This window comes from Paenibacillus sanguinis 2301083 = DSM 16941 (genome assembly GCF_000374825.1).
Taxonomy (GTDB): domain Bacteria; phylum Bacillota; class Bacilli; order Paenibacillales; family Paenibacillaceae; genus Fontibacillus; species Fontibacillus sanguinis.
This window is the reverse complement of sequence record NZ_KB895392.1, coordinates 16,888-43,372: the sequence shown is the minus strand read 5'-3', so window position 1 is coordinate 43,372 and position 26,485 is coordinate 16,888. Positions and strand designations below refer to the sequence as shown.

Below are 26,485 nucleotides of genomic sequence, written 5' to 3'. Positions count from 1 at the left end.
GTTCACCTACCTCTTCAATTTGGGGTCCAGTACGTCCCGCAACCCGTCACCAAACAGATTAATAGCTATGACGGTAGCAAAGATGGATAGTCCCGGCGGAATCCATAACCAAGGCCGTTGCTGGAAGTCAATCATATTGTTGGCGGCATCGATCATATTGCCCCAGGTCGGCGTAGGTGGCATAACGCCAAGTCCGAAGAAGCTTAACACCGATTCGCTGAGAATGGCTCCGCCAATATTAAGCGTAGCCATGACGATGATAAGCGGCACCAGGTTGGGCAGCAGATGATGAAGCAGCTTGCGGCGATCTCGAAGTCCCAGCACCACCGCAGCATGCATGAATTCCTGTTCCCGCAGGCTAAGCAATTGACCCCGGATCATTCGGGCAAGCCCCGGCCAGTTCACCAGGCTTAACATCAGCATGACGATATACATCCGGTAGTCTGTAGGCACTTTCCATTCGGATAGCAGGGCCCCGGAAATAAATAATAGCGGCAAACCGGGAATGGTTAGCAGCAGATCTGCTATTCTCATAATGATCTGATCTACCATGCCGCGATAATATCCTGCGAGAGCCCCTAACAAAGTACCAAGAAAAACGGATAACGCCATAGAAGCGAGGCCAACGGTAAGCGAAATTCTGCCCGCTTGCAGCACACGCGTAAGCACATCCCTTCCCAGCTTGTCTGTACCTAACCAATGCTGCCAGCTAGGCGGCTTGTTCATGATGGACATATTGATCTTATTGTCGGCATAAGGCGAGAATAGGGGTCCGATAAAGCAAGCCAAGAACATAAAGGCAACAACGATAAAGCCCGACACCGCCAGCTTGTTGCGAAGTAAATGGCGTAGCGCTTGCTTCCAGAGCGATGGCTTCTTGTACCTTGTTTCCGATTTCTGTGATTCTGCTGCCCGCGCCGTGTGCGGTTCCATTAGTGTCATGTTGACTCCCTCCTAATGTAATCTGACACGCGGGTCAGCGAGATGATAGAGAAGATCAGATATTAAGGTCCCGATCACGGTCAGGATAGCAATCAGCATCGTAAACCCCATTAAGAGAGGATAATCCCTCACGGAGAAGGAAGACATATATAACTGCCCAATTCCCGGCCAATTGAAGATTTTCTCTATAATTAAAGAGCCTCCAAACAGTGCGGGCAATTCAAAACCAACCAAGGTTATGGCCGGAAGCAGGGCATTACGCAAAGCATGGCGATACAGCACCTTGCCCTCCTTTAACCCTTTAGCCCGGGCCGTTCTTATATAGTCCTGCTTGATCACCTCGATCATGTTGGTACGGAAATACCGTGTCAATGAACCTACACCCAGAATGGTCATGACGATGACCGGCAGCGCCATATGATGAATGACTTCCTTGATATAGGCCATCCCCGTTGCATTACTCCCCGTGGTCAGCATCCCCCCAGGCGGCAGCCATTTAAAGTCCACAGCAAGAACCTTAATTAGAAACAGGCCGATAAAAAAGGACGGTAGCGACATGGCTGCGAAGATAAGTACAAGCACCAACGTATCGAACCAGGAATACTGCTTATAGGCCGACACTACGCCCACAACCACCGCTATGAACCAGGTCAGAAAGGTAGATACCGCCGCTAGTAAGAAAGAGTTCCAAATATAATCGTTAAACAGGGTCAAGACCGGTCGTTGCTGAGCCAGCGAATAACCAAAATTCCCATGAAAAGCGTTGGTCATCCAAGTAGCATATCGCTCCAATAAAGGCTTGTTGAGACCATAAATCTCGCGGAGCTCGGCTTTTCTCTCAGGAGTGAGCTTGATGTTTCCGCTAATGAAATCCCCAGGGGTCAGGGCATATAGACAAAATATCAACAACGAAGCGGCAAGGAGAATGACCGCCATGTAGATCAACCGTTTGGTGATGTAAGTGCTCATAAGTAGCTCCTTAGACAAGCCACCCCCCTCGCGCGTTCATCAACGCGAGGGGGGGCGGATTTTTTTATTTAAGAGTCCAATTCGGCAGGCTGGAGGAGAGCCCCGTAAACGGACTAACAGATAAATTCTCGATCCGGCCATTGTAGGCGTAGACCGTCTTCTTGTAGTTCGTGAATATCACTGGCAACTCATCATTAAGGAGTTGGAATAGCTCCTGATATGCTGCTTTACGTTGCTCGATATCGCTGGTAGCCAGGGCTTTGTCGTACAACTCTTTTACCTTGGGATTGTCATACCCTTCAATTTCCCCGTTCACAAACTTCTGCACGCCCTCGGAAGGATCGGTGAGCATCGGTGTTGAGAATGAAGCGACATCATAATCTCCACTTTCCACCTTCGAGATTAATGCGTTGAAGTCGGCAAAGACCTCAGGTTGAAAATCAACCCCGATGGCCGCCAGGTTCTCGGTAGCGACGGCGATAAAAATATCATTTTGTGCATTCTTATAACCCAGGTAATGAAGCGTCAGCTTCTGACCATCCTTCTCACGGATACCGTTCGCTCCTACCGTCCACCCTGCCTCATCCAGCAGTTGGCCCGCCTGCTGAGAATCAAAGGCATAGCTATTGATCCCCTCTTCGGTGTAAGCCCATGAGATTGGCGATGCCGGGATGTTAGCCACACTGCCAGCCCCCTGGTTAGCATCGACATAGATACTTTGACGATCCAGGCCAACTGCCAGCGCTTGTCTTACTCTCTTATCCTTCAACTGTTCATGTTCCAGATTTAATTGCAGATATCCATAGGTGCTTGGCGTATACGGCAAAATATTAACAAAACCCAAGCTCTTTAATTTCTCAATATTCTCCGTAGTTGCACTGAAGGAAGAATAATCAACTTCACCTGTCTCCAGATACTGCCACACATCCCCTTCAGAGGTTTTATAAATAAAGCGCGGTGTTTTTGGAGGTCCCGCATAATAGTGCTCATTAGCTACATAACGAACCTCTTGGCCGGGAATAAACTTCTCCAGCACATAGGGACCGTTGCCCAGCGGCTTCTCATGTAGCTTCTTGATATAATCCAGTTCACCAAATGTATAATCCTTGCCATAATACGCCTTGGACAAGATATCTCCGCCAAGAATAACCAATGCGGTCGCATTAGGACTCTGTAATTGGGCCGAAACGGTCAACGGATCGGTAATGGTGATTCCAGAGATACCATCGGCAGTACCGGACTTGTAATCCTCCCCACCCTCAATACCCAGTGCCGGAATTTGAGAGTCTCCATCATAAGACTTGTCATGCAACAAGGTCCAGGTGAACGCAACATCCTCTGCGGTTAGTGGCGACCCATCGCTGAACTTTAAATCCTGACGTAAATGGAAGGTATAGGTAAGCTGATCGGATGAAACCTCCCAGCTCTCCGCCAGTCCCGGTGTAGGCAGGCCGCTATCATCGACGGTAACCAATGGCGTATACAGCAGAGACGAAACATTGCCATCGTAGCCGCTTTGCTGGAAGTACGGAGTGAATGCCCCACTTGGATCAGTTAACCCGACAATAATGGTATCCGTTCTCTCCTTGGCTACGTTGGGTAGCTTGGATAGATCGCTAGCTGCAATAAGCTGTAAATCCTCCGTTAAATTCTCGGTATCGCCGCCCGTCTCCCCCGCTGTATTTTGGCTATTTTGAGCTTGCATTGCTCCTGCGTTCGGTGCAGCAGAATTGCCCCCTTTACTCGCGCAAGCCGACAATAGCAGCACCCCAACCAGCATAATGGTAAACCATACCGTAGATCTTTTTCTGTCCATCTCCCTCACTCTTCCCCTTTCGCAAGCTAATTTCCAAAATTCAATACTCTTAAATTCCGATAAGATAACAAGGCTATATGATTTCAATATTATACGCAACTCTATATGTTCTGTAAATAGAGAACTGTTTTATTTTTCTTTATATAGAGAATAAACAAAAAACTCCCTTCCGTCCTCGGAAGAGAGTCACTTATGCGTTTCAATCTGTAAATAATGGCTAATTGGTCAAGATAAAGTCCATCAGTTTGCCATGCATCTCGCTTAGCATCTCGGGCCGCAGGCTATATTCAGCAACCGTCTCACCTTCAAAGTGGGCCCGGATAAAACCTCCGCTCCGCAGTTTGGATACATGATCATGCGTAATCCCCTTGGATAGCTTCAAATGGCGAACAATCTCGGTAAAGGTCCGTGGGCCTTGACTTAAATATCGTAAAATTTTCAATCGACTTTGCTCGCTCAAAGCACGAATCATTCGGTACTCCTGTGGAGGGAAGTTCTTATCATCACCTAAATAAATCCTTGCGGAGTAGTGACACAGAGTGACTTGACCAAAATGATAAATGACATTCATAGGTTGAAAATGATATTGCGGGATTAAGACCAGCCTCTCCAAGCCTTCTTTTGGCCTAAATGCCAGCCCGTTTGTCGTTCGGTCTACAAATTGATCCGTCTTCATAGAAGGTTGCTCTTTCTTCCGTTGTTCGACCTCTTCACGCAAAGCACTCAGTACAGTGGGGTCCAGCCGGCAAAAATATTGCTCGTTCCAGCCTGACAGTAATTTCAAAGTACGGGAGCGAAACTCCCCCATATCCTTGGGAAATTGCTGGCTATATGCCGCAATCTGCTCGTACAAATCTCCTGGGGATTGAGCTTCAAGCCAAGCCAAGAAGCCTTCCGGAGACAACTCCCCCGGACAGACATAGTTCAGTAGGTAGGTTGTCTTCCAGTCGCTATCAATTTCTGCCTCGCCAAGCAAAGTAGCAAATTCCGGGGTTAGCTGATTCAGTGTGTCCTTAACCCATTTGGAGGAGATATCTATTTTTTTATGTGATTTACGGCAAATCATGGTATGTAAGCTGCTAAGCAGTTCGAACCGTGGCTCAAACGCTGTGTCAACAACGTAGTTCATTTCTTCAAGCCCCTTTCTGTCTCTATTATAACTTGCTCCCCCAATTTAGAACCAAGCTTATGACAAAAAAAGAGCTTGAGGTTTTCCACCCCAAGCTCTTGACTAACTGACCGTGCGCGGCCGCTCCAAGCGGCTGATGCCCGGAATATGCAGCGTAGACCACTGCGGACGAAAATGATCTATGGTCGCCACCACAACCGTCATATCATCATGAACTACATTCTTTTGATAGCGAATGACCGACTCAAGCAGACAATCGGCAATCTCTTGTGGCTCCTCGGCTCCAATCTCCTGAATCAGCCGTTTGATCCACAGCTCCTTGTTGACAGCCGGTCCTGGTGCATCATAAATGCCATCGGTCATCATAATCAACGTATCCCCAGGATACAATTGTACCGATACCAGATCCACCTCGATATCCTGAATAATGCCAATCGGCAGATTGCTCGCAGATATAGGAATGACCTCCTGACCCCGCTTGATAAAACTCGGCGATGAGCCAATCTTCATAAATGTCGTTCGTGCGGTGTACTGGTCAATCAGCGCCATGTCCACCGTAGCGTAAAACTCATCCGGCGAGCGCAGCAGCAGCACCGAGTTCACCGATTTGATCGCCAGTGTCTCTTCCATTCCCGATTGTAATAGTTGCTCTAAAATATTCAACGCGGTACTGCTCTCCAGCCTGGCCCGTTCCCCATTACCCATTCCATCGCTAATCGCTACCGCAAAAGTGCCGTTGCCCAGTTCCTTGGCACTGAAGCTGTCCCCGGATAGAATATCGCCCCCCTTGGCGGTTCCTGCTACGCCGGTCATAATCTCAAAGGTCTTGGCCGAGCCAAAGGTCACGGTGGCCAGCCCATCCTTGCCCTTATGCAGTGTCTCGTTCATGACGGCAATATGTTCTCCCAGAATATCAGACAGCAGCGGACCGATTATTTTCCGGCATTCATCATATCCTCGGGTATACGCATGCACGATCTCAATTTCCACATTGCCGTGATCCAGATTGATGATATCAATACCATGTATGGATAAGCCCATCTGCTCCAGCGCTTCGCGAATTTGCGCCTCCTGCCGGTACATCGCTTGTCCTTCGCGTTGAATCTCACGCGCCAAATCCTCCATCACTTGCGAGACACCGGATAACTGCTCGGCCACAAGCTGGCGGCTATCGTATATTTGCCGTTTCCAGTGCATATCATGTTGATACAGGCTGTACTCCTGCTTCATAATTTCCAGCACCTGGTCCGTCTTGACGCACAGCTTGGTCCATTTTGCCGGAATCTCTGCGGACGTAATATCCGGCTTCTCCTCGATCTCCGTCATCATGTCGGTCATCAGCTTGTAGGTTTGATAGAACTTCCCATCCCAGCACGTATTCCGCCGGAAGCAGGTAGCGCAGGCTCCTTCTGTCACCGCATTCATGAAATGGTCCATTTCCTCGCCCCGCTTGGCGATCTCCCCCGAGCTGGATACCTGTCCGAAGCTACGCGCCAACTGCTTGAACACCTGGGAGAATTGGGCCACGCGTTCTGCCGTGATATCACGTACCCGCTTGGCATACTCATGCTGCGTCTTGGCATGCTCCTGCGTACCGGGCACATACCCGGCAATAATTTGGATCGTTTTCTTTGGGGTCAACAAGAAGAACAGCACGGCGGCACAACTCTCCCAAGTGGAGGACATTACATCAGCAGGTCCGGCAATGTGAACAGATAGAATAGAAGAACCCAGCAGCATCCCGAATCCAACCGCCCATTTGCGGCCTTCCTTCAGCATACCGGCCAGCAGTCCTGAGAATGCCAGCAGACTCATCTGATATAACGCTCCGGTATCGGCCAGACTCAGGATGAGTCCGGTAATCACTCCGACAGACGCCCCCAAGGGCGCTCCCCCTACAAAAGCAAATAATAAGATCAAATACCGCGACAGCACATGCTCCGCCGACAATCCGCTAATCTCCCAGCCCACCGTCCCGGTCATGACCGAGGCTAGCAGAATAACCAGACACAATATCTCCTCGCCGCGTAATTGATAGTGCTTCTTCCTGTGCGTAAACACCGGGATCGCTTGAATAAAGACCAAGGTCAACACAAAGCTTAACAACGCATCCATAATGGTCATTGTCAAGGCATACCACGTCAATGAAGGACCAATGACCGCACTGAATAATCCAACAAAGAAGGTACTGGTAAATACCATGATCGGAGCATAGGAGATATCAGCCCGTTCAAACGATTCAAGTCCCCGATGGATGAGATAAAAAATCAGCAGCTCGATGGAAATCTGCAGCACATGAGCTTGAGTACCAGGCGCAAACGCTGCGCCAGCCAGCATAGCTACCCCTGTAATCCAGGCGATGTCCCCCCTCATAAACAACATGACTGCGAAGAAAGCGACAGCAAATGGAGCAAGCTCGTCCAAGATGGTGGCTTTACCTAGCAGGAAGCTCATCATAATCAGCAATCCATTCCATTTGTTGGCATTCAGCATGTGCTCAACTTTTTGTACGGCAGGCAGTTCAGCTATCGCTTTTCTCCACGCGCCTTGGTCCCACATTTTTCTCATCCCCATAAACAGGGTAATATTCCACTTGCTCAACATCCCGGCACCACCTTTTCCAGAGTTATTAAGGTATGTCCCATTATAGGAGGCCGCAAGCGGAAAGTTTGTCAGATACCGGAGCTTGTCCCAAAGAAATTTCCGACAAATTGAGAGCGAAGGGCGACAACAGCGCGAACACATGCGTCTCTAAAGGTTGAATGGACTGGGGGGTGCTTATGTTCGCATAAAACGGGTCAAGTCGGAAGCAAAAACACATTTTCCTTCACGCAGTCCTCGTAAAAACCCGTAACAACCTGTCGGCAAAAGTGGAGAGGCGACAAAAGCTGCTTTGTTTATAAAGAAAAAAATAAAGCGGCCTTGAAGAAAAGCCGCAAAGCATACAAAAAACCGCAGGCTAGTCACGCTGCCTGCGGTGGGTCTGATATTGGATTAGGGATTACATTCGTTTGGCTCCGCGTCCTCCACGCTTCCCTTCTGTATTCTTCTTCAACGAAGATATACGCTCCTCACTGTCCTTGAGGAAACGAGAAACCTTATCCTCAAAGGTAGCTTTGCCAGCAGGGGGCTTGAAAGAACGTCCTCCACGATCCCGGTTAAATCCGCCGCCTGGACGGTCTCCGTCTCTTCCGCTAGGCCGATCTGTTCTCGGTGCGCGAGGCGGTCTGCTAGCCTCTACCGGTTTGTCAACAGCCTGCTTGATGGAAAGTCCGATCTTGCCGTCCTTGTCGACATTGATTACCTTCACGGTAACTGTGTCGCCGATCTTCAGATGATCGTTGACGTCCTTGACATAGTTGTCGGCGATCTCCGAGATGTGAACGAGACCCGTGACACCTCCTGACAGATCCACAAATGCTCCGAAGTGTGTAATGCCTGTCACTTTTCCTTCTAACTTGGTGCCCACTTCAATTGCCATAAAATAAAATGATCCTCCCTTAAAAATATACAGCCAGGCCTCGAAATCATGACTGCGGTGATTTGATTATACCGAATGACTGAAACAAGGTCAACAGACGTCTATCCCGCACGGGGTCAGTCATTTTCGGCTTCAGACTCGGATATCCGAACCGGAATTTCACCGGGCTTGTACAGACCGTATTTCTTCATGGCAATTTGTCCAATATATTCGGGGTCATTCAGACGGTTAATTTCATATTTGAGTTGGTTCAGACTTTGCTCACTTGCATCCCTGGAAGCCTGCCGTTGTGCAAGCTGCTCGGATTTGGCATTGATCTCCCCGGATTGGGCGAAGAAGGTGTAACCGGCCCAGCCGAGAAACAACATCATCAATGTCATCCAGAGCCGCAGACGCCGCTGGGCTGAGACCGAGCCATTCTTGGTAGAAGACTTGGAACTGTTTGAATTTTTTGAACTTGTCGGCACAGCACGCCGCATCAAGGCACCTCCAGATGGTTATTCTTTATTGAACCAACGCAGCAAACGCAAGCTGCGATCCCGCCACATGGCCGCCCAATGCTGAACCTTGGTCCACCCTTCCGGAACTCTCAGCTTCCTCCAAATAGGCCCAAATGCCCACCGGATTAATTTCCAGACCGGCAAGAACGTTATCCGAAGCAAGAACACTATTCCGGTCCATAGGAAACCAAGCATAAGCCAGATCAAATTGACCAGCCATTTCAGCGGAGCGATCAATAAAATCTCAATCGTTCGTACGAGCATGCGATAAATTTTGTTAGATATCCTCATTAACATTAACACAAAACGCTCTGTTATAACACTTAGGAACAAAAAATAAATCCAAATGCCTATAAGCAATCCCAAGAAAACATAGAACCTCAATTCTCCCTGATTGCTATGATACAACACTCGAAACACAAACAAGGCCGCCGCTACCCAGTACAACAAATCGAGGACATGAATGCTCCACCGGGGAAAGTGAAGTTGTCCAGATATAACCCGATAACTGTCGAAGACTACCCCCAGTATGCCTCCAGATGCGAGCATCCATAGCAAAGTGATCCATTGTGTCTCCAGATTCATCGGAACAGCTTGCCGAGCAAGCCTTTCCCGGACGACTGGGAACCCGGCTCCAGATAGGACAGCGTATGGACCAAACCTTCAATGCTGACCAATCCTTGCTCTAAATTTAGATTTTTAATATGTAAATTCTGCCCTCGGATCGTTAAGTGCCCTAGCTCGGTCTGAAGCAGGAACTCCTCACTGTCAAAGCTCTCCACATTGAGAACCCCCGAAATCTCCAATAGCTTGCGATTTATCAAGTGCAGTTCCTGATGCTTGCCTTTATTAAGCTCGACCATAGCATGTACCCCTCCTTCTTATCCCTAGCTTATGGGGAGGAGGGAGGGTTTAGAACTCCAGAAGAACACTAAGTCTGAGTAGTAACACAGAAAGCCCCGCACATCATGTGGGGGCTTTCTGTCAGCTTCTCGCCTTACATCCAGTCGAGACCGGACTCCTTGGCGATTGGCTCTTCCTTGACCAAGGTATACATGGTGGCAGCTTCGTCCTTACGAGTAGTTTCGACCAAGCGTTCGACACGAACGGTCACCAGCTTTTGGCCGAATTGAACCGTGATCTCATCGCCTATCTTGACGTTACTGCTCGGTTTGGACTCACGTCCGTTGATCAGGACTCTGCCTTGCTCGGAGACATCCTTCGCCACCGTACGGCGCTTAATCAACCGTGACACCTTCAGGAACTTATCAAGACGCATTATTTTACAGCTTCTTTAAGCTTGTTGCCCGCTTTGAATGCCGGAACATTGGAAGCCGGGATTTCAATAGTTTTGCCGGTTTGCGGGTTGCGACCCGTACGACCGGAGCGTTTGCGAGTTTCGAACGTACCGAAGCCGATCAATTGTACTTTGTCTCCGCCAGCGAGCGCTTCGGTAATTTCACCGAGGAAACCGTTCAATACGGATTCAACGTCTTTTTTAGTCAAACCGCTCTTACTGGAAATGTTGTTGATCAGATCTGTTTTGTTCATTAATAATGCCTCCCAATAATAAAAGAAATAGGTGATACCTTGGTACTATAGGCATAAGCGCCTGATCTAGGCCCGTCGATATCTTTGTAAGAGTATTCTTGCTTGAGATGAAAAATCCTGCACCATCTGGAATTTTTTTTTGTTTTTTTCGCAAAAAAACCGATATTTAGGCCTTTTATCCCATTATTCCCGTTCTTTCGACTTAGCCTCATCCCATAGCTTGTCCATCTCCGCTAAGACGCTGTCATTCATGGTTTTTCCCCGCTCGCTCAATCGCTGCTCCACATACTGAAACCGACGGGTGAATTTACGAATCGTTTGCGTAAGTGCCTGCTCCGGATCGGCCTTGATATGACGAGCGACATTAACGACGGAGAACAATACATCGCCAAGCTCCAGCTCCTGTGCCTCCGGCTCCTGTCCTTCGGCTACTGCTGTTCTTAGTTCACCGATCTCTTCCTCCAGCTTGGCCCATACGGCATCAACCTGATCCCAGTCAAATCCCACCTTCGCCGCTTTCTTCTGCAGCTTGTAGGCCTTCATAAGAGCTGGCAAATCGCGGGGTACCCCGTTCAGCGCAGAAGGCAGTTCGGCAGTTACACCCTTGCGCTTCTTCTCTTCGGCCTTCATCGCCTCCCAGTTATTCAAGGCTTCTTCGGCATCCTCGGCGCTCAATTGCCCGAATACATGCGGGTGGCGATAAATCAGCTTCTCATTCAGCTCCTGAATGACATCATATACCGTGAAGACGCCTTCTTCCTCTTCCATTTGTGAGTGGAGCATAACTTGCAGCAGCAAATCGCCTAACTCCTCGCGCATATGGTCGGGGTCATCGTCGTCGATAGTTTCCAGAACCTCGTAGGTTTCCTCAATTAAATTCTTGCGGATCGATGTATGGGTTTGCTCCCGGTCCCAAGGACAACCACCCGGGCTGCGCAGGATGGATACAATCTCATGAAGCCGCTGAAAGCTGCGCATACGCAGTTCTTCATCGTTGCTTGCAGGGACATAGACCAAGCTCAGGTTGCCATATCCCTGGATACGGTCCAGCTCGTACAACGGAATTCGTTCAATCTGCTCCTGCCCTTCTACGCCCAGAGAATGTCCAACAACAATGGGATAATCATCCGGCAGCAGCTCCATCAATCCGAGCTTGACCTCAGATGCTGTATGCACATCATATACCTGGCCGATTAGCGTATGCTGGCGTGGATCAATGGCCCAGCCGCTACCAAGTGCGGACGCATCCAGTAATTGAAAGCCTTCAATGGGGTCAAAGCCCAGCCGGAGGAATGCTTCGTCCAAGAAGCTCTCTCCCCCAATGATAGAAAGGGGAATCCCTCTGTCCTCACAGCGCTCCCGCAGCAGCTTCACTGTGGCCTCCGCCACCATGGGGTGCCCGGGAACTGCATAAACAAGCTCGGAGCCCGGAGGGCCCGCCTCAGCATAGCCCAACAAACGGGCAGCAATCTCCTCGTATACCTCAGAGAATTGATCCTTGGCTTCATATATCTCATCAAACGAGGTAAACGTCACTCCCGTCTCCTCCAACCAGGAGACGACCGGATGGTTCTTCGTTCTTATGTAACGCTCCCTGGCGCCCTGTAGGCGCTTCAGACTCCCTAACGTTAGCTGATCGGGATCACCGGAACCGAGACCAATGACCGTAATGGTTGCGCTCATGCTCTTCTCTTCACTCCCTGTCCGTTCGTCATGTCCTTACTATACCATTGCCGGAGCCGAATATGAAATCGGCGAAGGTAATAGCGCTTGCTTAGCCGCATCAGGATGGCGGCAGCAAGCGCAGCTTCCGAAGCAGCGACAGCAGCTTCGGCCCCACCCGCGGCAGGGCGCCCAGCTCTGCCGCTGTGAGCAGCCGTGTGCGCAGCACGGCTGCAACAAATACGGCTGCGCCCAGCAGCACGCCGAGCAGGCTCTCAGCCGCCGCCAGGCTGCGGCCTGGGGGCAGCTCGGCGGCGGCGAGGCGCAGCAGCCCGAGGGCGGCGGCCATCGCCAAAGCGGCCGCCAAAGGGCGCAGCAGCGCGTCCCGCAGGCGCGGTCGCTGCCCGGTGCAGCGTAGCAGCAGCGCCAGGTTCAGCGCAGCTGCTACACCATAGGCGGCGATACCGGCCAACGCCGCCCCGGTAATGCCAAGCTGCGGCACGAGCAGCACGTTCAACGTGGTCTTCAGGATCGCCGCAGCGAGCAAGTGCCAAGCAGGGGCTCGTACATGCCCTAGCCCCTGCAGCAAAGCGCTTGTCACGGCAACCATAGCGCCCGGTGCCGCCGTCCAGGCGATCCAGGCTAACGTGCCGGTGCCTGCCGCATCCTCGTACAACATCACATTGATGGGCTCCGCCAGCATGGATAAGCCCAGCGAAGCCGCAAGCCCAATCAGCCAGAACCAGCGAAGGGCCAATTGCACCTGCTTACGAATAGCGGAGGTATGCCCTTTGATTTGCAATTCGGCCATTGCCGGAATAAATAACACCGACAGAGAACTGGCCAGCATCGTTACCAACTGTACCAGCGGAATGCCCCGATTATAGACCCCTACCTGAGCCATGACCTGCAACTCCCCGCCATGCCCAGGCAAGAGCCGCGGCAAAGTAAACGTATCTACCAGGCTTATCAGCGGTACAGCAAGCGCGGCAAGGCTAATAGGCAAGGCATACCTCCATAACGCCCTTAAGAGGGATATTCTGTCCATAGAAGACGCGGCAAAAGACTGCCCTGATCCATCTTCAAGCTTCACACCTGACTTCGCTACAGGATCCTTACCGCGAGGTACAGAGAGTCTTTCGTCAAATATCGCCCCTGCTGAACGCCACCCATGGTTTCGCCAATAAATCAGGATCGCCATCAGGCCTACCGCGGCTCCAGCGGCCGAGCCTGCCAGGGCCCCTCCGGCAAGTACATGCTCCGGCCTATGAAGCCCACTCAAGTAAAGCAATAACAGGATCATAACCGCCACGCGGGCAGCTTGCTCCGTTACTTGAGACAGAGCGGTCGGTATCATATTCTGTAAGCCCTGAAAATAGCCGCGCAACACAGCCGTCAACGGCGCAAATAACAGCGCTGGAGCGGCCCCCTGCAAAGCTGGAGTAAGCAAGCTGCTGCCGATAAGCCGAGACAACCCTGGCGCTCCAAAATACAGCAGAGCCGCGCAGGCGCCTCCAAGCAATGACATACCAATCATAGCTGTCCCCAGCACATCGCGTTGTTCGTTTTCCCGGCCACTAGCTTGTCGCTCTGCCACAAATTTGGCAACTGCCGCCTGGAAGCCTGTAGTTGTTAAAGTTAAAAATAGCAAATAAAAAGGATAAACCGTATTATAAATACCAAAAACACCGTCTCCCCCAATATTTTGCAGCGGAATTTTCTGCAGCATCCCGAGCAATTTGGTCAGCAGAGCCGCCGCGCTAAGTACAGCCGCCCCTTTCAACAGCTTGGAGGACAGGTTGTCCTTCGTCTTCATCATAAGTTACCTACTTTACCCATTAAGATGATCTTGCTTCACTCGCAGGTTTCATTATAAGATGAAACGCAAAAAACTTACACCTCCGTCCCTGTGGCAGACTAACGCCTTAGTACCCGGATGTGTAAGTTTATAGATGCCCTGCTTAAATCCCAATCGTCCTACTGCTCCATTTGTTTAGCCAGAAAACCTGCTGCTGTCTCAGCCATTTTAGACTCCAGATCAGACATCTTCACTGAGTCGTCTTTGTTGAGCAGTATCACCGTGCCAATTGGGTCGCCACCAGCGATAATGGGAGCGATGACAAAGGAAGAAATATTCTCAGGTTTGTCCTTGGTAATTTCATAAGATCCCGAATCGGTGTCCACAATGATTTTCCGGCTTTCCATACTACTCTCAAGGAGCAAGCTGATTTGCTTGTCCATATACTCTTTCTTGGAAGCTCCCGCTACCGCAATGATTGCATCACGGTCGGAGATCAGCGTGATATGTCCTGTACTCTCATACAGAGATTCTGCATACTCTTTAGCAAAATCGCCCAATTCACCAATCGGTGAGTATTTCTTCAGAATCACTTCTCCATCCCGGTCTACAAAAATTTCTAACGGGTCTCCTTCACGAATACGCAAGGTCCGGCGAATTTCCTTAGGGATAACGACACGGCCCAAATCATCGATACGGCGTACAATACCAGTAGCTTTCATTTACTTGTTGCCCCACTTTCTTCAGAAGTTTTGAACTACGGCTTTATAGACGTTCTCTATGCAAATCGGATGAACGCAGCTTTATGCGTCTTACACTTTAGCCAAAGCGCTGACCGAGGTTCGCGAATAGGGAGAGATGCCTCTGTGATTCTGACCATAGTATTCATCCGCGGGGAACACCTTATTCATCATAATGCACCATGATTTTTTATTATTGACTGTGCATAAGGATTTGTGTTTAGGGGAAAAGAAAACAGCACAAAACATGTTTGCGCTGTTTCAATTCCTTGCTCATGATCCGAGATTAATGTTTATTTACCCGCATTACTGCTGTTGCCTTCGCCATCAACGCCGTCGGTAGCACCATCGGTATCAGTACCTGTACTTCCAGATCCCTTGTTACCGGCATTAGTTCCCGCATCCGTACCTTCATCAGTCTTCACTGGAGGCAGTTCAACCGTCTTAATAATGTTCTTCTCCAGGTCCCCCGCCATGAACTCATCCAATTTATTCGAGGCCAGGTTCGTCTTAATCATTTCCTTCTCTTGTTCGCTCAAAGCATCGTATGTCTTCTCCGTACGTGCTTCAACACGGACAATGTGATATCCAAATTGGGTTTCGACAGGTTCGCCAATTTCATTCAACGGTTGTGTCAAAGCAGCTTCCTTAAATTCAGGAACCCATTGATTCACTAGAGCGTCAGCATACAATCCGCCATTATCGATATTCTGTTGCCCGTCACTGGAATACTCTTTAACCAGCTTAGCAAAGTCTTCACCTTTATCCAGCTTTGCCTTTACTTCATTAGCCAGCTTCAAAGCAGCTTCCTTAGAACGCTCTTTGCCTTCCTTATCGGTTAACCCAATCAATATATGACGCACTGATGCCGTAGTGTAATTATCCTTCGTAGCATCAAATTCCTTCTTCACATCATCTTCAGTTATTTCCTGCTGCTCGCCTTCCATGACCGTAAAGATTCGAGTCATATAACTGGCGAACTGAGCTTCGGTCAGCTTCTGGGAATCAAGCATTTGCTTAAAGCTGTCCTCACCATAAGCAGCCTTCATTTCTTTAAGCTGATCTTCAGCTTTTTTCTTGCCTGCATTCTTCGTCTTCTTATCAGCCTTGCCTTCCAGATATTCGTAAGCAATTTCCTGCTTGATCAGGAATTCCCGGAAATCCTCCATCTGAATCAACTGCTCCATTTGCGGTTGAAGAGCCAGGACCATGCGTTGCTCGAGGTCAAACTCATTCTCGGTAATCTCGCCGCCCTCATAGGTAGCAATCACTTTGCTGGTATCCTTGCCTTCTGTGCCAGCTTCTTTTTTCCCGCATCCCGCCATCACAGAGAAGGCTAGTACCGCCACGAGGGCAATCATTAGCGTTTTCCAAGAACGCTTTTTACTTTGAAACATCTTGTAGTTCCCCTTTCGCTTTGAACGCATCTTTTAGAGCATCCAGAAATTGTTCCAGTAAACTCATCAACTCTTGGTCGTTCATCCCTTTGACTTTAATGCGGATGAGCATCACGGACCCTTGACTAAATTGTACACGTCTTCCGAACAGATTTCCAATTTCCGCAAGTTTGCCCGGAATGACAACTTTCTCTCGCCCATCGTGGAACTTGAGAACAACCTCATCAGCACGTAGCGCGATGGACTCAATACCGAATTGCTTGCCATACAGCTTGACCCGAGCCACAGACAGGAGGTTGCGTACCGCATCAGGAAGGTCTCCGAACCGGTCCAACAGCTCGTCTTCAAGCTCGGCCACGTCCTCGAAGGATGTAACGGAAGCTGTTTTCTTATAAATCTCAATCTTCTGAATACTATCATAAATGTAATCAGACGGTAAATAAGCATCAATTCCGAGATCAATGGACGTGTTCCAGCTCTTATCGGTCACATCGGTCTCGCCCAGCATCGTCACTTTGCGTTTCTGAATTTCCTCAGCCAGCATTTGTGAATACAAATCGAAGCCCACTGATGCGATAAATCCATGCTGCTCGGCGCCAAGCAAATTACCCGCACCACGAATGGCGAGGTCACGCATGGCGATTTTGAAACCCGAGCCAAGTTCAGTGAACTCTTTGATCGATTGCAGCCGCTTCTCGGCGACCTCTGTCAAAGATTTATCCCGTTGATACGTAAAATACGCATAGGCGATTCGGTTGGACCGTCCAACCCGGCCCCGTAATTGATACAACTGGGACAAGCCCATTTTATCGGCATCATGGACAATCAACGTGTTCACGTTGGGAATGTCCACCCCGGTCTCGATGATGCTCGTGCTGACCAACACATCGTATTCCCCGTCCAGGAAATCAAGGATGGTCTTCTCAAGCTCCTGCTCCGACATCTGACCATGGCCTATCCCTACCCGAGCCTCGGGCACGAGCATAGATATTTGCGCAGCCATCTCCTGAATTCCTTGCACACGGTTGTACAAATAATAAATTTGGCCGCCCCTTGCCATCTCGCGTTCAATGGCTTCCCGCACCAGTGCCTGGCTATGCTCCACCACATAGGTCTGTACGGGGAAGCGGTTCTCCGGCGGCGTCTCGATAACGGACAAGTCGCGCACACCCAGCATCGACATATGCAGCGTCCGCGGAATAGGCGTTGCCGTCAACGTCAACACATCGACATTGGTCTTCAGTTTCTTGAGCTTCTCCTTATGAGTTACGCCAAAGCGTTGCTCCTCGTCAACAATCAGCAGTCCCAGATCCTTAAATACCAGGTCCTGTGACAAAATCCGGTGGGTTCCGATTACAATATCCACTGTACCTTGACGCACGCCTTTAATCGTCTCATTTTGCTCCTTGCGGCTGCGGAAGCGGCTTAGGGTCTGGATATTAATCGGATAACCGGCAAAGCGTTCACGGAACGTCTCATAATGTTGCTGAGCCAGAATCGTCGTGGGTACCAGTACCGCCACCTGCTTGCCCTCGATGGCTGACTTGAAGGCAGCCCGAATGGCCACCTCGGTCTTGCCATAACCGACGTCGCCGCAGAGTAGCCGGTCCATCGGACGGCTCTTCTCCATATCCTTCTTGATCTCCTCGATGGCCCGAAGCTGATCAGGAGTCTCATCGTATGGGAACATTGCTTCAAATTCATGCTGCTCCGGTGAATCCTTCTCGAAGCCGTAGCCCGGCGCCGCCTGACGTTCGGCATACAGCTTAATCAGATCATCGGCAATATCCTGTACCGAGGAACGAACCTTGTTCTTCACCCGGGTCCATTCGTTACCGCCCAGCTTGTATACCTTCGGCTCCTTCTCTTCCGAGCCCACATACTTCTGAATCATGTCGATCTGTTCGATCGGCACGGAAAGCTTGTCGCCCCCGGCATATAAAATATGCATGTAGTCTTTATGAATACCGGCAACTTCCAGCGTACCGATCCCTAAATATTTTCCGATACCGTGATTTTGATGGACCACGTAATCGCCCACTTTAAGCTCGGTGTAGCTTTTGATTCGCTCGGCATTATCCATACTCTTGGAGACTCTGCGCGCCTTGCGCTGCTTTTGGGAGAACATCTCACCCTCAGTGATGACAACCAGATGCACGGAAGGAAGCTCAAAGCCCGATTGCAAGTTACCCTGGAGTAGGGTAGGCTCTTCGATTCCATAGTCCTGCAGCACCCGCCGCATGCGCTCCATGCGTTCCTCACCGCTAGCCAGCATCATGACGTTTGCGCCGCTTTTTTTCCAACGCTCCATCTCGGCCTTAAGCACATTCATTTGACCGTGAAAGTCCTGCATCCCCCGGCTGACAAAATTAATAATGTTTTGCGGCTGAGAATGTGGCACTTGTCGCAGGAACAAGGACAAGAACAGGGTTTGGAACGGTCGATGGTACAAGGCATGGTCTCCATCCACACCCAACGGCAAGTCCGGCAAGCTCTTTCCGTTCTGGAACAAATGCAGATTCCATTCCGCCTCATCACGTTCAAGCTGCTTGGCCGTCTCCAGCAGTCGAGCTGGCTCATCCAGAATGAGCAGGGTATCCTCAGGCATATAGTCATATAGAAGACTTCTCTCAGGAAAAATCAATGAGATATATTTGTACATTTCAGGAAAATGAACATGCTCCCGTAGCATTTCCATTTCCTTGAACAGCTCTTCACGCAAGCGATTCTTCGCTTGACGGTCGGTCATTTTATCCAATTGAATTTCCAGCTTTTCGGCCACCGCTTGCGCCGCTTGTTCCAAGCGTTCCGCCGAGGCGATCAATTCCTTGCATGGGGGGATGAAAACTTCCTTTACCTGGTCCACCGATCGTTGGTCTGCCGGATCAAAGGTACGGATGGAATCCACCTCGTCATCAAACAATTCAATTCGATAGGCCATGGAGGAAGTCAGCGGGTAGATATCAATAATACCGCCACGCAGACTCATTTCGCCGCGAGACTCTACACGTTCAACACGCTCATAGCCAAGCTCAACCATATTTGTCAGAAAAGTCTCTAGCTCCACCATTCCACCCAAGGAGATGTGTATGCCTGCTTCAGCCATGGCTTGCGGGGTTGGAATATACCGCCGAATGCCGGAATAAGGCACCACTACAATGCCCCGAAAACCTCGAGAGCATTGGAGCAGTACCTCAATCCGCTGCGCCAGCGTTTCCGGACTGGACACGGCTGACTCCGCAGCCACCAGCTCGTTAGCTGGATACAGAAGCACATCATCCGGTGTTAGCGCTTCCTGTAAATCTTCAAATATTTTCTGAGCAGCAAACATATTGTGGGTCACGACAAGCAGGGGACGACCCGTTTCCTGCTGCAAAGCCGCCAGCATGACCTGTCTGGATGACCCCGACAAGCCGGAAATTAACTGCTCCTTCATGCCCGAATGAATACCCGCGACTGTGGTAGCAAAGTCAGCATCGCGGAAAAAAGCCTGAATAAGTGCTTGTAACAAAATGAGGCACCTCTCTTACTGCTTATTAAATCTATATCGTTTCCGTACTCGAACCAAAAAGGAGCCTCAGCAAACGTGCCAAGGCTCTACAACCGTAATTTCCCCTGAAACCCGGTAGACTGCTTTGGGGTAGAACGCGCTGCCTGATACGCTCTAGTCATTGCAGCAGATTTGAAAGCAGCAGCAACTCCGGGTTATGGTCAATGGCTTCCCTGCAATAATCGCAAGTAACACGAACCGTCATTTCACCATTAGAATCATACGCTATTATATCTCTACGCTCATCGGGGGTCAAGGAATGAAAGCCTAATTGGGCTTCTGTGACCCCGGCAGCCTCTATTCTACCTATCAGGGTACGACAATGCCGGCAAACATAATTTATAGCCATCCTATGCCTCCTGGAGAAAGGTTATGTCTCCAGTATGCCCCGTGTCAAGCGTTTTAAGCCTTATTGAGGCAGTTTAAAAAAGGCAGTTTTGATCACGAAGCACTATTATCCGTTAAACTTGGCCATGGTCTGTTCAAAGGTATGATCCAGACTGAATTCAAGCGCATCACACGCAGCCGTTATCGACTGTTCCAGCAAGGGCTTGTCTTTCTTGGCAAAGCCAGACAGAACATAATCCACCACGGCATACCCTGGTTCGGGACGTGATATTCCCATACGGATTCGATTGAAGGTCTGTGTACCCGTATGCTGAATAATGGATTTAATTCCATTATGCCCGCCCGCACTACCTTGATAGCGAAGCCGGTTACGGCCGATTTCCGTATCTAGATCGTCATACACGACGATCATGTCTTCCAAGGAGGCCTTATAATAATCCATATAAGCCCTAACCGCTTCACCGGACAGATTCATATAGGTCATCGGCTTAATCAGCACCACCTTCCCGCCGGGCAATGTACCCTCGCCAATCAATGCTTTGCATTTGCTCTGCTTGATCTCAATTCCGTGGCGGCGTGCCAGTTCGTCCACAGCCATAAATCCGATATTATGCCTCGTCTTTGCATATTGGGCTCCGGGGTTACCCAGTCCGACGATCCATTTCATCCTACAATTACCTCCACCATGATCTGCTTACCGTCATACACCGATAGGGGTTGCATCCCGGGGAAAGGAATGCAACCCCTATACAAGTCCAAGAGCATCGCCGAAATCTGCTATTCGATCTCAAACAGCTTGCTGATAGACAATTCCTCATGAACGCGAATAATTGCTTCGCCCATCAATGGGGCCACGGACAACACCTTCAGCTTGCTGGTCGGATTCGGATGTGTAATCGGAATCGTATCTGTAACAATGACTTCTTTCAACGGAGAGTTCTCCAGCCGGTCCATGGCCGGCCCGGACAGCACCGCATGCGTACAGCAGGCATAGACCTCCTCCACGCCGCCTTCCTTTAGGGCATTAGCACCAAGGACGATCGTACCAGCGGTATCGATGATATCATCGACCAGAATTGCTGTCTTTCCTTCGATATTACCGATAATGTTCATGACTTCACTGACATTTGGCTCCGGACGACGCTTATCAATAATCGCCAGAGGGGCATTGAGGAAATCAGCCAGTTTACGTGCACGGACAACCCCGCCATGGTCAGGAGATACAACTACCGGATTAACAATATGCTTGGAACGGAAATACTGAGCCAAAATAGGTACGCCCAGCATATGATCCACCGGAATATCGAAGAAGCCTTGAATTTGCATCGCGTGCAAATCCATCGTAATTACCCGGTGAGCACCGGCCTTCTCGATAAGATTGGCAACCAGTTTGGCCGTGATCGGATCGCGCGAACGAGCCTTCCGGTCCTGACGGGCATAGCCATAATACGGGATAACCACATTTATACTTTTGGCCGAAGCTCTCTTCAAAGCATCCACCATGACGAGCAGCTCCATCAAATTATCGTTCACGGGCGCGCAGGTGGACTGAACCACATAGACATGGCAACCCCGAACACTTTCCGATAGTTTGACTTGAATTTCGCCATCGCTAAAGCTCGTCGTATCCGAATCTCCCATGGGAATACCAATGTAGTCGGCGATTTGATGGGCCAGTTTGGTATTGGAGTTACAGGTGAATATCTTTAATTTAGAATCGCAATAAGTCATAAATTCAAAACCCTCCGTGCTGTGTAGATAGCGAAAGGGAGCCTCAATTAACCCGCCTTCAAGCTACCCCGTCATTGAAATGGTCACTGCTAAAAAATTTACTCCGACCCTTGCTGTCTTTGTTTCTTGGCTTTCGCGCGGGCACGAATCTTCTCTGCGTATCCCGGCTTGTTCTCTTGTCTTGCTCTGGCAATGGCCAAGTCATTCTCGGGAACTGCTTGGGTAATTGTTGAGCCAGCCACGACATAGGCGCCCTTCCCCACCTTAACGGGGGCAATCAGATTGACATTGCTGCCCACGAATGCATCGTCTTCAATCTCCGTAATAGACTTATTATAACCATCGTAATTGACTGTAATCGCGCCGCAACCGATGTTGACGTTCTTCCCAACCTTCGCATCCCCTACATAGCTAAGATGCGATACCTTTGACCCATCGTCCAGCGAAGCGTTCTTGATTTCGACAAAGTCGCCCACCTTGACCTTGGAGCCAAGCTTGGTCCCGGGACGCAAATAAGCGAACGGCCCCACGGTCGATTCCCGGCCAACTTCCGCCTGACTGAGAACGGACTGCTTCACCTTCGCACCGTCAAGAATTATGCTATCCTCAATTTGAGCCGAGGGTCCGATGATGCAATCTTCTCCGATCACCGTTTTGCCAGACAAGAATGTCCCTGGATATAACACGGTGTCAGAACCAATCTTTACTTCCGCGCCGATATAGGTCGAGCTTGGATCGATTACCGTTACCCCGCCAAGCATATGCTCCCGCACAATGCGTTCGCGCATCATCTGCTCAGCCTCGGACAACGCAATCCGGTCATTAACGCCAATTGATTCGCGAACATCGGGCACTGCGTACCCTTCGACCACTTCGTTGTCTTGAACCAAGATGCCGATCACGTCGGTCAAGTAATACTCCTGCTGGGAATTATGATTCGTTACCTTCTCCAGTGCAGCAAATAATTTTGCATTATCAAAGCAATAAGTGCCTGTGTTGATCTCCTGCACGGCCGCTTCCTCAGACGAGCAATCCTTCTGCTCCACGATTCGTACGACGGTACCGCTCTCCCCTCGAATGACGCGTCCATAACCGAAGGGTTGGTCCATATGGGCAGTCAATACCGTAGCCGCTGCACTCTTGCGGGTATGATGATTAATCAGCGCTTCAATCGTTTCAGCAGTTACCAGGGGCGTATCTCCACAGATGACAACGGTCGTCCCTTGTTCTCCACCTAGCAATGATCCGGCCTGCTTTACCGCATGTCCGGTGCCCAATTGCTGCTCCTGAAGCACATATTCGGCCGATGAACCCAAATAGGATTTCACTGCCTCCGCGCCGTGACCAACCACCACGATGCTGCGCTGGCATCCAGCCTGGTTCACCGCATCAAGCACATGCCCAACCATCGGCTTACCACATACAGGATGAAGAACCTTATAAAGCTTGGACTTCATGCGCTTCCCTTGCCCTGCGGCAAGAACAATCGCTAACCTTTTCAAAGCCCTGGCCTCCTTACCTCTCACTTAAACTCATTACTGAATATATCTCATTTAGGGAAAAAAGAAAAGGGAGCCATGCACAGGCATGACTCCCTTTTCCTCGAACCCCAATCGAGCATCAAAAAATGACTACGACTTACGCCCCTTCTTCAATGGCTTCCTCTTGCTCGGCAGCGCGTTCATATTCAGCCAGAACTGCAGCTTGAATCTTCTCGCGAGTGCCTGAGGAAATCGGATGCGCGATGTCCCGGAACTCCCCGTCCGGTGTGCGCTTGCTAGGCATAGCTACAAACATTCCATTATTGCCGTCGATGACGCGAATGTCATGAACAACAAATTCGTTGTCGATGGTAATGGATGCGATCGCTTTCATTCTGCCTTCAGAGCTGACTCGGCGGAGCCTTACATCCGTAATTTGCATGTGTGTTCACCACCTTTTTCCATCAGAGACTTGGTGTAATATTCCACAAAGCAAACGGAAATCCTTTTTTTTGAATCAATAAAATAGGCTAAATTCACGATTTTTTTAAAATTTATGGGCTTTTCGACAGGTTTCGTCGGAATTTCCACAATTTTGAGGTACAATCGACACAGTTCTTATTGTCCTATTTTTGAGAAATAGTTGCCAGGCTCCACCGAAATCTCTTTGCCTTTGGCGTCCACTGCCCGAAGTGTTGCCAAGGAGATATAATCATGCAACAAACGCTGTTCCGTAGCAATCTCGCCAGACTCTACCAAAACGCCGACACCGGCCACCTTGGCATTGAACTCTGCCAGCAGATCGACCATCCCCTGAATGGTTCCCCCCGCCTTCATAAAATCATCGACAATCAGTACCCGGGAATTCTCCTTTAAGGCTCTACGCGACAAGGTCATCGTGTGCAAGCTCTTATGGGAGCCGGATACATAATTGATGCTTACGGCCGAGCCTTCGGTCACCTGATGGTCTCTGCGCACCAGAACGACCGGTAAGTTGAGTTCTGCCCCCGTTGCATAGGCCAGCGGAATCCCTTTCGTCTCCACCGTCATGATGCAATCGATATCCAGGTCACCAAAGGCGGTAGCGAACAATTTGCCCGCTTCGTTCATCAAGGCAGGTTGGCCCAGCAAATCAGACATGTATAAATAACCGCCCGGCAAGATCCGGTCCGGCTGTTCCAGTTTGTCGCACACTTGCTGAATAAAGGCCAACGCCTGTTCCCGAGCAACCCGGGGAATATATTTTACGCCACCAGCAGCGCCAGCAAGCGTTAACAGCTCTCCCATGCCCTCTTCCTCAAATACTTCCTTGATAATACCAAGATCCTCACTGATGGAGGATTTGGCAGCCCCATAGCGCTGGGCAAAGGTTGTTAATGGAATCAAGTGATGTGGGCGGGATAATAAGTAGTGGGTCATCTCCACTAAACGAGCGCTTCTCTTTAATTTTTTCACGAAGTACCCCTCGCTAAATCCGAATATTTTAAAGAAACTATAACATTTTTGTACGGATTTGTCCAAGCCTTAGTCAGCATTCACTCAGCAATTTTATTGGCCTGGGCAGGTTTGAAAAGAAGCACTCAGGTCAACAGCCGCACAGCGTATACCTCTTTACAGAACCCTCGCAGCCCATTGTATATACGGGATACCTTGGATTCTTTGGATACCAGGCCAAATACAGTCGGACCACTGCCCGACATCAAGACGCCATCGGCTCCCAGGCGCAGCATGGTCTCCTTGAGATGGGCTACATCCGGGTGAATTTGCAGCGTGACCCGCTCCAACACATTGCCAAGCTCCTGACAGATGTCCTGGAAAGAGCGCCTCTCCAGCGCCGCCTGCATACGCCTTGCAGATGGATGGTCGGTGATGCCCTCGCTGCGCAAACGGCCGTACACCTCGGCTGTTGACACGTTAATCGGCAGCTTAGCTAGCACCACCCAGCATTGGGGTGGATTCGGCAGCGGCGTAAGCAACTCGCCCCGCCCCGTCGCCAGAGCCGTCCCTCCGGCGACGCAGAAAGGGACGTCCGAGCCAAGCTCTGCCCCAAGCTTCTTAAGCTCCTCCTCGGCAATACCCAGCTCCCACAGTCGATTCAGCCCTCTGAGTGTGGCGGCTGCATCGCTGCTGCCACCCGCCAGGCCGGCAGCTACCGGAATTTTTTTGTCCAGATGAATATATACACCGCTACGCACATTATAGCGCTCCTTGATCAGCTTTGCCGCCTGGAAAGCCAGATTCTTCTCGTCGAGCGGAATATACCCCGCCTGGCTCGATATAATGATCGTATCCCGGGGGAGAGCGCTCATTTCCAATCGATCAGACAGATCCACCATCGTCATAATCATCTCAACTTCGTGGTATCCATCCGGACGCTTATGAAGAACATCAAGCATCAGATTTATTTTAGCCGGTGCCTTCTCGTAAATTTTCATGGCGCTTCCCCACCTTCAACAAGTCCGTGTAGTTCCTCAGGTTTCCCTCGATCTACCTTTATGTTTATCTATTCTAAAAAAATGTTAGCTCTATGTCTATGTACGAAAGACAAAAATACCTGATTCTATCTTACTTCATAAGGCGCATAAGGCGCAAAAAACGAAGCTCCTCGTATGAGGAACTTCGCTCTGGCTTACGCTACTGCCGCTTTGCAGCTTGCTCGGCAAGCTGGATCGCCCGTTTCACCATGTTGCCGGCGTCCTTCGCTTTAATGCCTCCCCAGCCTTCCTGCTGAACAGTATCATAAAATCCCAAGTCCTTGGCAAGTTCGACCTTGAGGTTCTCCGACATAATGCTACGTCTTCTGCGCGACATGGTCAGCCTCCTCCTGTGATCTTGGATAAGGAACAAGGTTAGTATATGTCCCACCGTCCCCTTCATACAAGGGAAAGCTGTCCACTCAGGTGCTAACAAGATAGGACGGCACGAAGGCAAGAAAAAAACGGCCTTCGCGAAAGGCGAAAGCCGTTTGCTGACTCTTCATGATGTTCACGGTTTAATATACGAAATCCGCATCTCATCGTTGTCATTGCAAATCATGACCTCAACAGATTCGGTCAGTATATCGGCATAACTGTAAGACACACGCTTAAAGGTTTGCTGCTCTTGGTCCAGCCTCACAATGAAGACCGAAGGATAGGTCTCTTCCAAGACTCCGGTACGTTCGACGGTCTTGCGACGACCTCCATTGGCCCGAAGCATAATTTTCTGTCCTACGTGAGCGTCGAGACTATGCTTAATTTCCGACAGCGCATTTTTAGCCATTGCCTGTGACCACCTTCTTTCTTTGTCCATTATACAGAAAAGCCACAGGTTTGTCAATTCAAAACAAATAATTATATCAGCAGGTAAAAAGCTATGTCAACGTTTTTTTTTCGACAATTCAAGTTTGAT

25 protein-coding genes are annotated in these 26,485 nt (G+C 49.9%); all 25 read right to left on the bottom strand.

The window, feature by feature from the left end; translation table 11 throughout:
* Positions 1–6: 6 nt before the first annotated feature.
* Entirely contained in the window at positions 7–933 is a 927-nt protein-coding gene (opp4C, locus tag C557_RS0119435; RefSeq protein ID WP_026263580.1) for an oligopeptide ABC transporter permease, read from the bottom strand.
* Between the two features lie 21 nt (positions 934–954).
* On the bottom strand, positions 955–1,911 hold the full coding sequence (locus C557_RS0119430; RefSeq protein WP_018753541.1) for an ABC transporter permease: 957 nt from the start codon (positions 1,909–1,911) through the stop codon (positions 955–957).
* Positions 1,912–1,975: 64 nt separating this feature from the next.
* A complete protein-coding gene (locus tag C557_RS0119425) occupies positions 1,976–3,727 on the bottom strand; it encodes an ABC transporter substrate-binding protein (protein WP_018753540.1) in 1,752 nt (583 codons plus the stop codon).
* Positions 3,728–3,944: 217 nt separating this feature from the next.
* Positions 3,945–4,856, bottom strand: a complete 912-nt coding sequence (locus tag C557_RS0119420; RefSeq protein ID WP_018753539.1) for an ArsR/SmtB family transcription factor — start codon at positions 4,854–4,856, stop codon at positions 3,945–3,947.
* A gap of 102 nt (positions 4,857–4,958) precedes the next feature.
* Entirely contained in the window at positions 4,959–7,460 is a 2,502-nt protein-coding gene (spoIIE, locus tag C557_RS0119415; protein ID WP_018753538.1) for a stage II sporulation protein E, read from the bottom strand.
* Positions 7,461–7,857: 397 nt separating this feature from the next.
* Positions 7,858–8,337, bottom strand: a complete 480-nt coding sequence (locus tag C557_RS0119410) for a S1 domain-containing RNA-binding protein (RefSeq protein WP_018753537.1) — start codon at positions 8,335–8,337, stop codon at positions 7,858–7,860.
* 116 nt (positions 8,338–8,453) lie between these two features.
* A complete protein-coding gene (locus tag C557_RS0119405; protein ID WP_018753536.1) occupies positions 8,454–8,816 on the bottom strand; it encodes an FtsB family cell division protein in 363 nt (120 codons plus the stop codon).
* Positions 8,817–8,834: 18 nt separating this feature from the next.
* Positions 8,835–9,422, bottom strand: coding sequence for a spore cortex biosynthesis protein YabQ (gene yabQ, locus C557_RS0119400; protein WP_018753535.1), 588 nt, complete (start codon positions 9,420–9,422; stop codon positions 8,835–8,837).
* On the bottom strand, positions 9,419–9,700 hold the full coding sequence (gene yabP / locus C557_RS0119395) for a sporulation protein YabP (protein WP_018753534.1): 282 nt from the start codon (positions 9,698–9,700) through the stop codon (positions 9,419–9,421). The genes yabQ and yabP overlap by 4 nt, the downstream gene beginning before the upstream one ends.
* Positions 9,701–9,834: 134 nt before the next feature.
* Complete coding sequence (locus tag C557_RS0119390) at positions 9,835–10,116, bottom strand: RNA-binding S4 domain-containing protein (protein WP_018753533.1); 282 nt, start codon at positions 10,114–10,116, stop codon at positions 9,835–9,837.
* On the bottom strand, positions 10,116–10,388 hold the full coding sequence (locus C557_RS0119385; RefSeq protein WP_018753532.1) for an HU family DNA-binding protein: 273 nt from the start codon (positions 10,386–10,388) through the stop codon (positions 10,116–10,118). The genes C557_RS0119390 and C557_RS0119385 overlap by 1 nt, the downstream gene beginning before the upstream one ends.
* 183 nt (positions 10,389–10,571) lie before the next feature.
* Positions 10,572–12,071 (bottom strand): bifunctional methyltransferase/pyrophosphohydrolase YabN, encoded by a 1,500-nt coding sequence (yabN, locus tag C557_RS0119380; RefSeq protein WP_018753531.1) that lies wholly within the window; start codon positions 12,069–12,071, stop codon positions 10,572–10,574.
* 100 nt (positions 12,072–12,171) lie between these two features.
* Positions 12,172–13,869 carry a putative polysaccharide biosynthesis protein gene (locus C557_RS0119375; protein ID WP_018753530.1) on the bottom strand — a complete coding sequence of 566 codons (1,698 nt, stop codon included), beginning with the start codon at positions 13,867–13,869 and terminating at the stop codon, positions 12,172–12,174.
* A 158-nt stretch (positions 13,870–14,027) separates the two neighbouring features.
* Entirely contained in the window at positions 14,028–14,570 is a 543-nt protein-coding gene (gene spoVT / locus C557_RS0119370; RefSeq protein WP_018753529.1) for a stage V sporulation protein T, read from the bottom strand.
* Between the two features lie 311 nt (positions 14,571–14,881).
* Positions 14,882–15,985, bottom strand: a complete 1,104-nt coding sequence (locus tag C557_RS0119365; RefSeq protein ID WP_018753528.1) for a peptidylprolyl isomerase — start codon at positions 15,983–15,985, stop codon at positions 14,882–14,884.
* Complete coding sequence (mfd, locus tag C557_RS0119360) at positions 15,972–19,496, bottom strand: transcription-repair coupling factor (RefSeq protein WP_018753527.1); 3,525 nt, start codon at positions 19,494–19,496, stop codon at positions 15,972–15,974. The genes C557_RS0119365 and mfd overlap by 14 nt, the downstream gene beginning before the upstream one ends.
* A gap of 157 nt (positions 19,497–19,653) precedes the next feature.
* Positions 19,654–19,884, bottom strand: coding sequence for an anti-sigma-F factor Fin (locus C557_RS0119355; protein ID WP_018753526.1), 231 nt, complete (start codon positions 19,882–19,884; stop codon positions 19,654–19,656).
* Positions 19,885–19,989: 105 nt separating this feature from the next.
* Positions 19,990–20,550, bottom strand: coding sequence for an aminoacyl-tRNA hydrolase (pth, locus tag C557_RS0119350; RefSeq protein WP_018753525.1), 561 nt, complete (start codon positions 20,548–20,550; stop codon positions 19,990–19,992).
* Between the two features lie 110 nt (positions 20,551–20,660).
* Complete coding sequence (locus C557_RS0119345) at positions 20,661–21,614, bottom strand: ribose-phosphate diphosphokinase (RefSeq protein WP_018753524.1); 954 nt, start codon at positions 21,612–21,614, stop codon at positions 20,661–20,663.
* 98 nt (positions 21,615–21,712) lie between these two features.
* On the bottom strand, positions 21,713–23,116 hold the full coding sequence (glmU, locus tag C557_RS0119340; protein ID WP_018753523.1) for a bifunctional UDP-N-acetylglucosamine diphosphorylase/glucosamine-1-phosphate N-acetyltransferase GlmU: 1,404 nt from the start codon (positions 23,114–23,116) through the stop codon (positions 21,713–21,715).
* Positions 23,117–23,252: 136 nt separating this feature from the next.
* Positions 23,253–23,537 carry a septation regulator SpoVG gene (gene spoVG, locus C557_RS0119335; protein WP_009226349.1) on the bottom strand — a complete coding sequence of 95 codons (285 nt, stop codon included), beginning with the start codon at positions 23,535–23,537 and terminating at the stop codon, positions 23,253–23,255.
* Between the two features lie 176 nt (positions 23,538–23,713).
* Entirely contained in the window at positions 23,714–24,550 is an 837-nt protein-coding gene (purR, locus tag C557_RS0119330) for a pur operon repressor (protein WP_026263578.1), read from the bottom strand.
* Positions 24,551–24,675: 125 nt separating this feature from the next.
* Complete coding sequence (gene ispE, locus C557_RS0119325; RefSeq protein WP_018753521.1) at positions 24,676–25,530, bottom strand: 4-(cytidine 5'-diphospho)-2-C-methyl-D-erythritol kinase; 855 nt, start codon at positions 25,528–25,530, stop codon at positions 24,676–24,678.
* 199 nt (positions 25,531–25,729) lie between these two features.
* Positions 25,730–25,906: a small, acid-soluble spore protein, alpha/beta type gene (locus tag C557_RS0119320; protein WP_018753520.1), complete on the bottom strand. Its 177-nt coding sequence runs from the start codon at positions 25,904–25,906 to the stop codon at positions 25,730–25,732.
* A 174-nt stretch (positions 25,907–26,080) separates the two neighbouring features.
* Positions 26,081–26,356: a biofilm formation stimulator Veg gene (gene veg / locus C557_RS0119315; protein WP_018753519.1), complete on the bottom strand. Its 276-nt coding sequence runs from the start codon at positions 26,354–26,356 to the stop codon at positions 26,081–26,083.
* Positions 26,357–26,485 lie beyond the last annotated feature (129 nt).